The sequence below is a fragment of the Pseudaeromonas sp. HNCC25DJ182 genome, assembly GCF_055413365.1.
The window spans coordinates 72,464-85,477 of sequence record NZ_JBVAYG010000012.1 but is presented as its reverse complement, the minus strand read 5'-3'; the positions used below and the strand labels follow the sequence as shown (position 1 = coordinate 85,477).

Genomic DNA, 13,014 nt, shown 5'->3' with positions numbered 1-13,014 from the left:
ATGCTGAATCTTGAATCCATCAACCAGACAGTGCTCGGCAAAATTGTCGCCGACAAGCAGCTGTGGGTTGAGGCCCGCAAAGCCAGTCAGCCGTTAGCCGGTTTTATCGACCAACTGACGCCCAGCGATCGGGACTTCACCGCGGCGCTCTCTGGCGAGCGTACTGTGTTTATTCTCGAGTGCAAGAAGGCATCTCCCTCCAAGGGACTGATCCGCAACGACTTCGATCCGGCCGCTATTGCCGCTGTGTATGGCCGTTACGCCGCCGCCATCTCGGTGCTGACCGATGAGAAGTACTTTCAGGGCAGCTTCGATTTTCTGCCCCAGGTGCGCGCCCAGGTCTCGGTGCCCGTGTTGTGCAAGGATTTTGTCATCGATCCGTACCAGATCTATCTGGCCCGTCACTATCAGGCCGATGCCGTGCTGCTGATGCTCTCGGTACTGACCGATCGGGCCTATCGCGAGCTCGCCGCCGTCGCCACCAGCCTGCAGATGGGGATCCTGACCGAAGTCAGCAACGAGGAAGAGCTGGAGCGGGCCATCGCCCTGGGCGCCAAGGTAGTCGGCATCAACAACCGCAACCTGCGCGATCTCACCATCGACTTGAACCGCACCAAGCAGTTGGCGCCAAGACTGCCGAGCGATCGCATCATCATCTGCGAGTCGGGCATTCATAGCCATGCCCAGGTCAAGGATCTCAGTACCTTCGCCAACGGCTTCCTGGTCGGCTCCTCGCTGATGGTGCAAGCCGATGTGGACTTGGCCTGTCGCCAGCTGATCCTGGGACAAAACAAGGTGTGTGGCCTCACCACGCCGGAAGCGGCACAAGCCGCTTATCAGGTTGGCGCCGTCCACGGTGGGCTGATCTTCGTCAGCAAGAGCCCGCGTTGTGTGGATATTCCGCAGGCCAAGACGGTAATGACCGCCGCCCCGCTGCGTTATGTCGGCGTATTCCAGAACGCCGAGCTGGATACAGTGCTGCAGACCGTGCACCAGCTGGGCCTGGCGGCGGTGCAATTACATGGTCAGGAGGACTCCGCCTATATCGCCGCCCTGCGTTCGGCGCTGCCGGAAGGCTGCCAGATCTGGAAGGCCGTGGCCATCGGTGAGCAATTGCCGCGTCACGAACTCCACGAATTAGCCAGTCAGGTCGATCGCATCCTGCTGGACACTCAGGTGGGCCAGCAGAGCGGCGGCACCGGTCAGAGCTTTGACTGGAGCCTGTTGGATGAGCTGGATAAAACTCAGCTGATGCTGGCGGGCGGCATCAACCCGGACAATGCGCAACACGCGAGTCGGGTCGGCTGTCTCGGGCTGGATCTGAATTCAGGCGTGGAGTCTGCCCCCGGCATCAAGGATGCCGACAAACTCCAACGCGCCTTCACGGCGCTACGAGCCTACTAAGCCACAGGCATAGTTCCCGGCTTAGTCCCAGGCTTAGCCTCTTACTTTAAGGACGATTGTAATGACTCTGCTCAACCCGTTTTTTGGTGAATTTGGTGGCATGTATGTGCCGCAGATCCTGGTTCCGGCCCTGTTGCAGCTGGAAAAAGCCTTTCTCGATGCCCAGGCCGATCCGACCTTTCATGAAGAGTTCCGCACCCTGCTGACCGAATATGCCGGTCGGCCAACGCCTTTGACCCTGTGTCGTAACCTGACCAAGGGCACCAAGACCAAGCTCTATCTCAAGCGTGAAGACCTGCTGCACGGTGGCGCCCACAAGACCAACCAGGTGCTGGGCCAAGCCTTGCTGGCCAAGCGCATGGGCAAGACCCGCATCATCGCCGAGACTGGTGCCGGTCAACATGGGGTGGCTACCGCCCTGGCCTGTGCCCTGCTCGATCTGCCCTGCCGCGTCTACATGGGTGCCGTGGATATGGAGCGCCAGAAGCCCAACGTGTTCCGCATGCGCCTGATGGGGGCCGAAGTGGTGCCAGTCACCGCCGGTTCTTCCACTCTCAAGGATGCCTGTAACGAGGCGCTGCGCGACTGGACCGCCAACTACGAAGACACCCACTACATGCTGGGCACCGCCGCCGGCCCCCACCCCTTCCCGACCATAGTGCGCGAGTTCCAACGCATGATCGGTGAAGAGGCCAAGGTGCAGCTGCAACAAGTCGAACACCGCTTGCCCGACGCCGTCATCGCCTGTGTCGGCGGTGGCTCCAATGCCATCGGTATGTTTGCCGATTTTATCGAGGATGCCAGCGTGCGCCTGATTGGCGTCGAGCCGGGTGGTCATGGCATCGAGAGTGGCGAACATGGCGCGCCGCTGGGCCATGGCACCAAGGGTGTCTTCTTCGGCATGCACTCCTACCTGATGCAAGACAAGCATGGTCAGATCGAGGAGTCTTACTCCATCTCGGCGGGTCTCGACTTCCCCTCCGTCGGCCCGCAACACGCCCATCTGGCCGCCACCGGGCGTGCCGAATATGTCTCCATCACCGATCAGGAGGCGCTGGATGCCTTCCAGGAGCTGGCACGGCATGAAGGGATCATTCCGGCCCTGGAATCCTCCCATGCCCTGGCCCATGGCCTGAAAATGGCCCGTGAAAATCCGGAGCTGGAGCAGGTGCTCATCGTCAATCTCTCCGGCCGTGGCGATAAGGACATCTTCACCGTCGCCGATATTCTGCAAAAGCAAGGAGCCCTGTAATGAGCCGTTACGCTGAACTGTTTGCCGATCTCGCCGCCAAGAATGAGGGCGCCTTTGTGCCGTTCGTGACGCTGGGCGACCCCACGCCTGAGCTGTCATTGCAGATCATCGATGCCCTGGTGGCCGGTGGTGCCGATGCCCTGGAGTTGGGGATCCCCTTCTCCGATCCGGTGGCGGACGGCCCGACGATTCAGGACGCCACCACACGCGCTCTGAATGCCGGTACCACACCCGATACCTGCTTTGAAATCCTCGAGCAGGTGCGTGCCAAGTACCCAAAGCTGCCGATTGGCCTGCTGCTGTATGCCAACCTGGTCTATGCCAAAGGCATCGATGGCTTCTATCAGCGCGCCGTCGCCGCCGGAGTCGATTCGGTGCTGGTCGCCGACGTTCCGGTTGAGATGTCAGCCCCCTACAAAGCGGCAGCCGATAAGGCCGGTATCGCCTCCATCTTTATCGCGCCGCCCAATGGCGACGAGGCCACGCTGCAGAAGGTGGCCGAGTTAGGCTCCGGTTACACCTACCTGCTCAGTCGCGCCGGGGTGACCGGCACCGAGACCCGGGCGGGTAAGCCGGTGGGCCATCTCATAGAAACGCTCAAGTCGTTCCATGCCGCCCCCGCGCTGCTGGGTTTTGGCATCAGCGAGCCCGCTCAGGTCAAGGAGGCGATTGCCGCCGGTGCCGCAGGAGCCATATCCGGCTCGGCGGTGGTCAAGATCATCGAGAAGAATCTGGCCAACCCGGCCCAGATGCTGTCCGCGCTTGAGCAATTTGTGCACGAGATGAAGGCCGCCACCGCTCACTAAATAACACCCCAAGTGAATAATTCAGAGCCCGGGATCCAGTGGATCCCGGGCTTTTTACTTTGTTTCTCCTCGATCAGTCGCTAGACTGGGGCCTCGATTTTGATGAGGTCCAGGCATGAAACAGTTTTTCGACTTGATCCCCCTGCTGGTGTTCTTCGCCGTCTACAAGTTCTATGACATCTATGCTGCGACCGGGGCCCTGATGGTGGTGACGGTACTGCAGATCGCCATCACCTGGTTCACCCTGCGCAAGCTGGAGAAGATGCACCTGATTACCCTCGGCATGGTGCTGGTGTTCGGTGGCTTCACCCTGTTCTTCCATAACGATGCCTTCATCAAATGGAAGGTCACAGTGATTAATCTGCTGTTCTCTGGGGCCCTGCTGGTCAGCCAGCTGATGCTCAAGAAGCCGCTGATCAAGCAGATGCTGGGCAAGGAGATGCAACTGCCGGATGCCATCTGGAATCGCGTCAATCTGGCGTGGGCTGGCTTTTTCGCACTTTGTGCCGCCGCCAATACCTATATAGCCTTCAACCTGCCCCAAGAGGTGTGGGTGAATTTCAAGGTGTTCGGCCTGCTGGGCATGACGCTGCTGTTTACCCTGCTGACGGTGTTTTACCTCTACCGCCATCTACCGGCCGAACAAAAAGAGTAACCACCACAGGCGCCCCATGGCGCCTGTGTTTTTGATCCCATTGCCAAGGAGAGCCCACCATGTGGTATCTGATCTATTCCGAAGATGTGAGCAACAGCCTGCCCCTGCGCAAGGAAGCCCGTCCGGCCCATCTGGCCCGGTTGCAGGCGCTCAACGACGCCGGACGTCTGCTGCTGGCAGGACCGAATCCGGCCATCGACGCCGAGGATCCGGCTGACGCAGGCTTTACCGGTAGTACCGTGATTGCCGAGTTTGCCAGCCTGAGCGAGGCACAAGCGTGGGCCGATGCCGACCCCTATGTCGCCGCGGGTGTGTATGCCAAGGTCACCGTCAAGCCGCTTAAGATCACCGTCAAGCCGGAACAAACCTTCTTCTAAATCGCCGCGTTTTCCCGGATCTCCAGCAGGGCGGCAGCAAGGCGCCCTGTTTGTTCTGTGCATCTTGTCCTGTCTCTCTTGCTGCTCGCTAACGCTCAGGTTGTTCGCCGCCTTTCCTGCACCAGCCTTAAGCGATTGCACCCATAAAATTGTCCGAACTTGTGGTTTTGCACTACTTAATGACAATAAATGCAGATATATATATGGCAAAGGTTTTGCAATACAGTGAGCATCGCATCCGGATTCGGGATGCTCCGTCAGGAGAACAAGATGAAAGTTTCAGTCATAGGTGCAGGCGCAGTCGGCGTCTCGGTCTGTCAGTACCTGTTGCTCAATGGGGCCTGCGACAACTTGGTGTTGGTGGATCTAAATGACGAGAAGGCCAAGGGCGAGATCCTGGATTTCGGCCATACCACCTCCCTCACCTTCAGCCGCAACGTCAAACTGACCCATGGCAGCTACGCCGATTGCGCAGGAAGTCGCTTGGTCATCATCACAGCCGGGGCGCAGATCAAGCAGGGACAAAGCCGGGATGAGTTGGCGCTGATCAACGCCCGCATTACTGTGGATATTGCCCGCGAGCTGGAGAAGGTGGCTCCTGAGGCCATCTTGCTATTTGCCACCAATCCGGTGGATCTGGTCACACGTTTTGTCATCCGCAACACCCGTTATCCTGCCGAGCGGGTCATCAGCGCCGGTTGCGTGCTGGATTCGGCCCGCTTTATGAAAATTGTCGGCGACAAGGTGGGACTGGATCCGAAAAACGTCATGGGTTATGTGCTGGGCGAACACGGCAAAACCAGCTTCATCCCCTGGAGCATTACCAATATCGGCGGGCTTCCTATGGATGCCTGGTGCGACATGGTCGGCCGTCCCCGCATCGATCACAGCAAACTGCTCGAAGAGGTCAAGCAAGCCGGTTTCGAGATCTTCCAGCGCAAGCAGAATACCAACCATGGCATAGCCGCCAGCCTCTACCGGATCGTGCAGGCGATCCTGTTCAATGAGGGGTCCATTTTGCCAGTGGGGGTCTTGCTGGAGGGCCAATACGGGATCGAGGATTGTGTGCTGAGTGTGCCGACCCTGGTGGATAGTCGTGGCGTCGCCCGTATTCTGGAGTATCCGCTCACCGCCGGAGAGCTGGCGCAGTTGCGACTCTCCGCCGAATATCTGCAGACACTGGCGGCCCAGGTCATAGCCCAGAGCGACTTGCGTTAACGCACTATCCGCCGACAAGCCAACACGCATGAACATGAAACGGGGGCCCACTTAGGCCCCCGTCTCATATCAGCGACTCACGGCTCCGCGCGAACCAAGGTTCAGGTCCGGGCCACAAACCAGGGATTGAGAATATCCGGCTTACTGTAGTGCAGCGCCTCGCCTTCCAGGGTTTCGACATGGCCTCCTGAGCCCTCGAGCACGGCTTGTGCCGCCGCCGTATCCCATTCACAGGTTGGTCCCAGTCGCGGATAGAGATGGGCTTTACCCTCGGCGATCAGGCAGAACTTCAAGGAGCTCCCCACCGACACCAATTCATACTCGCCCAGCGCCGCTAGATAGGCTTCGGTTTCCGCGGTCAGGTGCGAGCGACTGCCCACCACCTTGAGCGGAAAACCGGGTAGTGGCGGGCTGACCTTGATCGCCTGCTGTCCCTGATCACTGCGCTTCCAGGAGCCCAGCCCCAATCCACCCCAGTAACTCAGTCGCGTCACCGGCACATGCACCACCCCGAACACCGGCTTGCCATGAACGATCAGCGCAATGTTCACCGTGAACTCGCCATTGCGACGGATAAACTCCTTGGTGCCATCCAGCGGATCAATCAGCCAGTAACAGGCTGCTTGTGTGCGGCGCTGTTTAGCCAGCTCATCGGATTCTTCCGACACCACAGGCCACTCCGGCGTCAGGTGCTGCAGTGCATACTCGATGACGTTATGTGCCGCCTTGTCTGCCTGGGTCAGCGGACTCTCGTCCTCCTTGACTGTTACCTTTATCGGGCCGTCATAGACCCCCAGGATCGCCTTGCCCGCTTCCTCGGCCACCTTGATGACCGAATCAATCAATTTGTCTGTCAGTTGCATCATCGTATTCCCTCTTGATGCTCGCATCTTACCCCAGAGATGATCGGAGGCCTAATATCGAAAATCAATGAGTTATAGCCAAGTCTGGACACCTCATCCTACCCATATCGGTAATACGTCCCCTGCCAACCGGACGAACTGACAGTCCTCTTCGGCGCAAAACTTCCCGATGCTGAACATGGCTTCAGGCCATTGATAGCTAACTATTTTTCAGGAGATTTTGCATGACACTCAAAACCACCCTCTTTGCCCTGTTACTGGCAACCCAACCCTTTATCGGCAATATGGCGTTCGCCGCCGATACCGCCACTACCGATGCGCAGGCGACAACCCAGCAGGTCGATAGCGCCAAGCTCCCTATCAACTCCGCCACCGCAGAACAATTTATGGCCCTCAAGGGGATCGGCAAGAAAAAGGCCGACGCCATCATTGCCTGGCGGACCGAACATGGCGGTTTCAAGAGCCTGGAAGAGCTGGCGGAAGTAAACGGTATCAGTGAGCGATTTGTCAGTGAGCATCAAGCCGAGCTGACCCTCGATTAATCCACCCTCTGGGGAGTGGGCTGTCCGGCTTGAGGCGGCCCATTCGACACTGAACCTCAGCTGACCCGCGGCAAGTAATCCGATTGGAGCGGACGCCAAGCTCGGCTATCATGTGGTTAGCCACTCGTTGTTGAGCAAGGATGAAACATGAAAAAAGAGATCATTGTGCGCAAGGCCGTTATCCCGGTAGCCGGTCTTGGCACACGTATGCTGCCTGCCACCAAAGCCATTCCCAAAGAGATGTTGCCGGTAGTCGACAAGCCCCTGATCCAGTATGTCGTTAAAGAAGCGATTGCTGCGGGCATCAAAGAGATCATTCTGGTTACCCACTCCAGTAAGAATTCCATCGAAAACCACTTTGACAAGAGCTTCGAGCTGGAAGCAACCCTGGAAAAGCGGGTCAAGCGTCAGCTGCTGGCCGAAGTGCAGAACATCTGCCCCAAAGATGTCACCATCATGCACATCCGCCAAGGCGAGGCCAAGGGCTTGGGTCACGCCATTCTCTGTGCTCATCCACTGGTCGGTGACAGCCCGTTTGCCGTGCTGCTGCCGGATGTGCTGATCGATGAAGTGGCGAGCGATCCGCTCAAGGACAATCTGGCCGAAATGGTCCAACGCTTCATCGATACCTCAGTCAGCCAGATCATGGTCGAGCCGGTGCCGCAAGATAAAGTCAGTGACTACGGAATTGCCGATATCAATGGCGGCACCCTAGCCGCCGGTGAGTCCATGCCGATGACCGCCATGGTCGAGAAGCCCTCCATCGAGGAGGCCCCCTCCAACCTGGCGGTAGTCGGTCGTTATGTGCTCTCCGCCAATATCTGGCCGCTGCTGGAAAAAACCCCGCTCGGCGCGGGCGATGAAATCCAGCTCACCGATGCCATCGCCATGTTGATGGAGAAGGAGCAGGTCGATGCCTACCGGATGAAGGGGATGAGCCACGATTGCGGCAGCAAGCTGGGTTATATGAAAGCCAACATCGTTTACGGCCTGCGCCACAAGAGCATTGGCGCCGACTTCAAAGCCTATCTTAAAGAGGTTGTTGCCCAGCTGGATTAATCATCCCGGCTCAGCTGCAGTTTCCGAAGGGCGGTCATACCGCCCTTTTTTGTGCCCGAGATCCGACCACAACTTTATGCTAACAATGAGTCAGGAAAACGTTTATATCGCCAAATAAGCTCAAATGAGCAACCCATAAATCGGAATAATCGTCACATTCCGGATGAATTCACCATAAAATTGATCTGTTTTCTGGATTTTACGCTGTTGCTGTTTTATAACGTTTGCCTCTCGCTGAGCGGGAACACAATAACAACAGAATCAAGGTGAAGTTCATGTCCAGATCCATACCGTCACAACAAGGTACCCTGTGGGGACACCCCAAGGGACTCTTCCTGTTATTCAGCACCGAGCTGTGGGAGCGATTCTCCTACTACGGCATGCGCGCTCTGTTGGTGCTCTATCTGACTGCCCAGACCACAGCCGGCGGCCTGGGCTGGACAGAAGCCGATGCCCTCAAGCTGTATGGCATCTACACCGGTCTGGTCTACATCACACCGCTCATCGGTGGCTGGTTGGCGGATACCTTCCTCGGTCAGCGTCGCGCCATCGTTTTCGGCGCCATCATGATGGCCATGGGTCAATTTACCCTGGCTCTGCCCCATGCCATGTTCCCGGGTCTTGTCGACCAGGTGTTCTATGTGGGTCTGGCACTGCTGATCGCCGGTAACGGTATGTTCAAACCCAACATCTCCACCATGGTGGGTGACTTGTACGAGCAAGGGGATCACCGCCGTGATGGGGCCTTCACCATTTTCTACATGGGCATCAACCTGGGCGCGCTGCTGGCCGGTTTTGTGGCGGGTGCCGTTGCCGCCAAGTGGGGCTGGCAAGCCGGCTTCGTCGCTGCCGGTATCGGTATGCTCATCTCCTTGCTGATCCAGGCGCTGTTGTCCCAACGCTATCTGGGCGATATCGGTCGTGTGCCAGCCGCCCAACGGGCCGCCGCTCAACGCAGTGCTGCGCAAAAAGCCCCCCTGACCAAGCAGGAAGTGGATCGCATCAAAGTCATCCTGATGATGGGTCTGTTTACCATCATTTTCTGGGCTGGTTTCGAACAGGCCGGTGGTCTGATGAACCTGTACACCCAGAACTACACCGATCGGATGCTGGGCGGCTTTGAAGTACCGACCGCCTGGTTCCAGTCCCTGAACCCCTTCTTCATCATCACGCTAGCGCCGCTCGTTGCCGCCATCTGGGTCAAGTTGGGGAAACGTGAACCCAGCTCACCGGTGAAGTTTGCCATGGGCCTGCTGTTCTTGGCTGTTGGCTTCTTGTTCATGATCGGGGCCGTACTGCAGCAAGGTGGCGATGAAACCGTCAAGACCTCCATGTTCTGGCTGGTCGGCGCCTTCCTGTTCCACACCCTGGGCGAGCTGTGCCTGTCGCCTATCGGTCTGTCCATGGTCACCAAGCTGGCGCCGCTGCGTCTGGCCTCCTTGATGATGGGTGCCTGGTTCGGCTTTGTCGCCCTGGCCAACTATGCCGCCGGCATGATCGGCTCCTATGTCGGTGAATCCGGTGCCATGTCCATCTTCGGTGGTATCGCCATCACCGCCGTGGCCAGTGCCGCCATCCTGCTGGTGTTTGCCAACAAGCTGATCTACTGGATGCACGGTGCCGAAGGCCATGCCGAAGAGCCGACTCACACCGCCGATGATGTGGTTGTTACCAGCCACTAAGAACTGTTGCAGAAAAAATCCGTAAAAAAAGCCCCCGATTTCGGGGGCTTTGTCGTTTCAGTGGACGTCTCTCTCAGGTCTCGTCATCCAACACAAAACTGGCTTTACTGACGCCACAATCCGGGCAGAGCCAATCCTCGGGAACCAGCGACCAGGGAGTCCCCGGCGCTATCCCCTCTTCGGGAAGCCCTTCAGCCTCGTCGTAAATATAATCACACACTTCACAGCGCCATCTTGCCATCGCGAACCTCCTGCTCTCTTCTCCCAACCCTAGCGGAATCAGGCGAGAAAGACTCAGAGCGAGGCCTCAAGAATGCGACGACTTGCGTCCAGGGTCACATCCTGACGCTCGCCGAGTGGGAAACGGCCATGCTGCTCCAGTTTGGCCAGCACAGGTGCAATGGCTTCGGCGGTGACACCATACGCGGCCAATCGAGTGGCCACACCCAGCGATTCAAAGAACTCGCGCGTCTTGGCGATAGCCGCCGAGATCCGGCTCGCCTCGTCGCCGCTATGCAGATCCCAGATCCGCGCGGCGTATTGCAGCAACTTTTCCCGCTTGCTGTCGCGCTGTTGTTCCAGCACCGCAGGCAGGATCACCGCCAGCGTCCGGGCGTGATCCAATCCCTGCAGCGCCGTGAGCTCGTGACCCATCATATGGGTCGCCCAATCGTGCGGCACACCGGTACCAATCAAACCGTTCAGCGCCATGGTCGCCGTCCACATGATATTGGCGCGGGCCGCATAGTTTTCCGGCTCGGCCAACACCTTGGGGCCATCTTCGATCAGGGTCAGCAACAGCCCCTCCGCGAAACGGTCCTGGACCTTGGCATCCACCGGGTAGGTCAGATACTGCTCCATGACATGGACAAAGGCATCGACGATACCATTGGCGGTCTGTTGGGGTGGCAGCGTGTAGCTCTTGGTCGGATCCAGCACCGAAAAGCGCGGATAGACCGCCGGGTGCGTGAAGTAGAGTTTGTCCTGCTGACTCTTGGTAATCATCGAGACCCCGGCATTGGCGCCGTTGGCCGCCGGGAGGGTAACCCGCGTCTCCTTGCGACTGATCACCGCCCCGCAATTCATCTCCGAGCCGGTAGCTGGCAGGGTTAACACGGCGCCCATCGGCAATGCGGTTTTAACCGTGGCACCGCCATCCAGCAGTATATCCCAGGGATCAGAGCCGCCCCAGCAGGCCGCGGCGGCAATGAATTTGGTGCCATCAATCACGGAGCCACCACCGACGGCCAGCAGAAAATCAATGCTCTCCCGCTTCACCAACTCAACCGCCTGCATCAAGGTTTCATAGGTCGGGTTGGGCTCGATGCCGGAAAATTCAAACAGTGGACGTCCGGCCAGAGCGGCCTTGACCTCGTCCAATACGCCGAACTTGACCACACTACCACCGCCATAGGTGATGAGAATGCGTGACTCTTGCGGGATTTCCTGACCGACCGCCGCGATTTGACCTGTACCAAACAGGATCTTGGTGGGGTTGTGAAATGCGAAATTGTCCATGCGTCTCTCCTAGGCTGTTGTTGAATTTATGCAATTTTATCGCATAACCAACAATAGTGAATGAACGTTACAAAATAACAAACACTAGCCGCTACGTCATTAATAAATCGGCAAATTTCACAGAAATTAGACATTTCCATCATGTTCCGTCCATAAAACTGTCACAACCAGCTCCTAGTATCGAGCCACTTTCAGTACAGGAGTTTCACTACCATGCACAAGTTGGCACCTCTTGCCCTGCTCTTCTCCGCCGGACTACTAGTCGCCGGTTGTAATAGCGATTCGACCGAAACGACCGTCAAACCGACACCGAAAAACGTGCTGTTTTTCCTCGGCGACGGCATGGGCATCACCACCCTGACCGCATCGCGGATCTATGCCTACGGCGAGGATGGTAGCCTGACTATCGATACCCTGCCGGAGACCGCGTTCCTCAAGACCTACTCCCACGATTCCCAGGTCACCGACTCCGCGCCCTCCATGGCGGCCTATATGACCGGCGTGAAGAGCAATAACGGTGTCATCTCCATGGATAGCGCCGCCACCCAGCAAGCGGACTGCTCCACCAGCGCAGGCAAGGCAGTGACCACCCTGCTGGAGCTGGCCAAGGCTTCCGGCATGGGCACCGGGGTTGTCACTACCACCCGGGTCACCCACGCCACACCGGCGGCGACTTATGCTCACATCTGTAATCGGGATCTGGAAAACGACATCGCGGTACAATTAGTGCCGAATGGTACTGGCTTTAACAGCGCCCTGGGCTCGGGTCTGGATGTCATCCTCGGCGGTGGCCGCAAGCAATTTCTGCCCAGCGATGCCTCCGGCTCCCGAACCGACAGTCGCAACCTGATCAGCGAATTGCAGGCGCTGGGTTATAACTACGCCAGCACCCTGAGCGAGATGAACGCCGCAGGCACCGACAAGCCCCTGCTCGGTCTGTTCAACGGCAGCCACCTCTCCTATGAGCTGGATCGCGTGAAAAACGCAAGCAGTACAGAGCCGTCCCTGAGCGACATGACCACCAAGGCCATCGATCTGCTGAGCCAGAAAGAGAAAGGCTTCTTCCTGATGGTCGAAGGTGGCCGCATCGACCACGCCTTGCATGACACCAATGCCAAGCGGGCACTGCAAGATACCATCGCCTTCGATACCGCCATCAAGACCGCCATCGACAAGATGAAGGTTCTGGATCCGGAGCTGAAGAACACTCTGATCGTGGTCACCGCCGACCATGACCACACGCTGGTATTGAACGGTTATGCCAAGCGCACCGGGAAGACCACCGACAGCGAAGCTGGTGTTCTGGGGGTAGTGAAAAACTACGCCGGTAGCAGTGTGGGTCAACCGGCGACCGATGCCAACGGCATGCCCTACTCCATCATCGGCTTCGGAAACGGCTCCAACCGCGTTGATGGCCCACGTACCGCCATCGACGATGCCATGACCAGTGCCGATGACTATCGCCAGGAAGTGGTCTTCGAAGTCGGAACTCCGGGCAGTGAAACCCACGGTGGCACCCATGTCTTCCTCGGGGCAACCGGTATGGGAGCCGACAGCTTCCACGGTGTCATGGAAAACACCGCCGTATTCAACAAGCTCAAGACGGCCGCCGGTCTGTAATCACCCGAATTCAAGGAA

13 protein-coding genes are annotated in these 13,014 nt (G+C 58.0%); 10 read left to right on the top strand and 3 right to left on the bottom strand.

The genetic code is table 11. The features are described from left to right. The 6 genes from trpCF (at position 1) to ACZYUB_RS11135 (ending at position 5,712) form a co-directional block, all read left to right on the top strand. Positions 1–1,404: a bifunctional indole-3-glycerol-phosphate synthase TrpC/phosphoribosylanthranilate isomerase TrpF gene (gene trpCF, locus ACZYUB_RS11160; protein WP_463947908.1), complete on the top strand. Its 1,404-nt coding sequence runs from the start codon at positions 1–3 to the stop codon at positions 1,402–1,404. Between the two features lie 61 nt (positions 1,405–1,465). Next, entirely contained in the window at positions 1,466–2,656 is a 1,191-nt protein-coding gene (gene trpB, locus ACZYUB_RS11155) for a tryptophan synthase subunit beta (RefSeq protein WP_463947906.1), read from the top strand. Beyond that, a complete protein-coding gene (gene trpA, locus ACZYUB_RS11150; RefSeq protein WP_463947905.1) occupies positions 2,656–3,462 on the top strand; it encodes a tryptophan synthase subunit alpha in 807 nt (268 codons plus the stop codon). Before trpB ends, trpA begins: the two co-directional genes overlap by 1 nt. Before the next feature lie 115 nt (positions 3,463–3,577). Further along, a complete protein-coding gene (locus ACZYUB_RS11145) occupies positions 3,578–4,117 on the top strand; it encodes a septation protein A (RefSeq protein WP_463947903.1) in 540 nt (179 codons plus the stop codon). Between the two features lie 59 nt (positions 4,118–4,176). Next, a complete protein-coding gene (locus tag ACZYUB_RS11140; RefSeq protein WP_463947901.1) occupies positions 4,177–4,494 on the top strand; it encodes a YciI family protein in 318 nt (105 codons plus the stop codon). 270 nt (positions 4,495–4,764) lie between these two features. Next, a complete protein-coding gene (locus ACZYUB_RS11135; protein ID WP_463947900.1) occupies positions 4,765–5,712 on the top strand; it encodes an L-lactate dehydrogenase in 948 nt (315 codons plus the stop codon). 101 nt (positions 5,713–5,813) lie between these two features. Here the strand turns inward: ACZYUB_RS11135 and cysQ are convergent, their stop codons facing one another. Then, positions 5,814–6,575: a 3'(2'),5'-bisphosphate nucleotidase CysQ gene (gene cysQ / locus ACZYUB_RS11130; RefSeq protein WP_463947963.1), complete on the bottom strand. Its 762-nt coding sequence runs from the start codon at positions 6,573–6,575 to the stop codon at positions 5,814–5,816. 224 nt (positions 6,576–6,799) lie between these two features. On the opposite strand from cysQ, the gene ACZYUB_RS11125 reads away from it, so the two are divergent. The 3 genes from ACZYUB_RS11125 to ACZYUB_RS11115 all read left to right on the top strand — a co-directional run bounded on the left by ACZYUB_RS11125 (position 6,800) and on the right by ACZYUB_RS11115 (position 9,858). After that, entirely contained in the window at positions 6,800–7,117 is a 318-nt protein-coding gene (locus tag ACZYUB_RS11125) for a ComEA family DNA-binding protein (RefSeq protein ID WP_463947898.1), read from the top strand. A gap of 147 nt (positions 7,118–7,264) precedes the next feature. Further along, positions 7,265–8,176: a UTP--glucose-1-phosphate uridylyltransferase GalU gene (gene galU / locus ACZYUB_RS11120; protein WP_463947897.1), complete on the top strand. Its 912-nt coding sequence runs from the start codon at positions 7,265–7,267 to the stop codon at positions 8,174–8,176. A 275-nt stretch (positions 8,177–8,451) separates the two neighbouring features. After that, the gene (locus ACZYUB_RS11115; RefSeq protein WP_463947895.1) at positions 8,452–9,858 is read left to right on the top strand and encodes a peptide MFS transporter; all 1,407 of its coding nucleotides are present in this window, start codon (positions 8,452–8,454) and stop codon (positions 9,856–9,858) included. Between the two features lie 73 nt (positions 9,859–9,931). On the opposite strand, the gene ACZYUB_RS11110 is transcribed toward ACZYUB_RS11115, so the two are convergent. Next, positions 9,932–10,099 (bottom strand): rubredoxin, encoded by a 168-nt coding sequence (locus tag ACZYUB_RS11110; RefSeq protein ID WP_463947894.1) that lies wholly within the window; start codon positions 10,097–10,099, stop codon positions 9,932–9,934. Between the two features lie 53 nt (positions 10,100–10,152). Continuing rightward, positions 10,153–11,376 (bottom strand): iron-containing alcohol dehydrogenase, encoded by a 1,224-nt coding sequence (locus ACZYUB_RS11105; RefSeq protein WP_463947893.1) that lies wholly within the window; start codon positions 11,374–11,376, stop codon positions 10,153–10,155. Positions 11,377–11,589: 213 nt separating this feature from the next. On the opposite strand from ACZYUB_RS11105, the gene ACZYUB_RS11100 reads away from it, so the two are divergent. Continuing rightward, positions 11,590–12,996, top strand: coding sequence for an alkaline phosphatase (locus tag ACZYUB_RS11100; RefSeq protein WP_463947891.1), 1,407 nt, complete (start codon positions 11,590–11,592; stop codon positions 12,994–12,996). Positions 12,997–13,014: the final 18 nt, after the last annotated feature.

Coding starts and splice junctions, on each gene's coding strand:
- trpCF (WP_463947908.1), top strand. CDS start 1: ATGCTGAATCTTGAATCCATCAACCAGACAGTGCTCGGCAAAATTGTC.
- trpB (WP_463947906.1), top strand. CDS start 1,466: ATGACTCTGCTCAACCCGTTTTTTGGTGAATTTGGTGGCATGTATGTG.
- trpA (WP_463947905.1), top strand. CDS start 2,656: ATGAGCCGTTACGCTGAACTGTTTGCCGATCTCGCCGCCAAGAATGAG.
- ACZYUB_RS11145 (WP_463947903.1), top strand. CDS start 3,578: ATGAAACAGTTTTTCGACTTGATCCCCCTGCTGGTGTTCTTCGCCGTC.
- ACZYUB_RS11140 (WP_463947901.1), top strand. CDS start 4,177: ATGTGGTATCTGATCTATTCCGAAGATGTGAGCAACAGCCTGCCCCTG.
- ACZYUB_RS11135 (WP_463947900.1), top strand. CDS start 4,765: ATGAAAGTTTCAGTCATAGGTGCAGGCGCAGTCGGCGTCTCGGTCTGT.
- cysQ (WP_463947963.1), bottom strand. CDS start 6,575: ATGCAACTGACAGACAAATTGATTGATTCGGTCATCAAGGTGGCCGAG.
- ACZYUB_RS11125 (WP_463947898.1), top strand. CDS start 6,800: ATGACACTCAAAACCACCCTCTTTGCCCTGTTACTGGCAACCCAACCC.
- galU (WP_463947897.1), top strand. CDS start 7,265: ATGAAAAAAGAGATCATTGTGCGCAAGGCCGTTATCCCGGTAGCCGGT.
- ACZYUB_RS11115 (WP_463947895.1), top strand. CDS start 8,452: ATGTCCAGATCCATACCGTCACAACAAGGTACCCTGTGGGGACACCCC.
- ACZYUB_RS11110 (WP_463947894.1), bottom strand. CDS start 10,099: ATGGCAAGATGGCGCTGTGAAGTGTGTGATTATATTTACGACGAGGCT.
- ACZYUB_RS11105 (WP_463947893.1), bottom strand. CDS start 11,376: ATGGACAATTTCGCATTTCACAACCCCACCAAGATCCTGTTTGGTACA.
- ACZYUB_RS11100 (WP_463947891.1), top strand. CDS start 11,590: ATGCACAAGTTGGCACCTCTTGCCCTGCTCTTCTCCGCCGGACTACTA.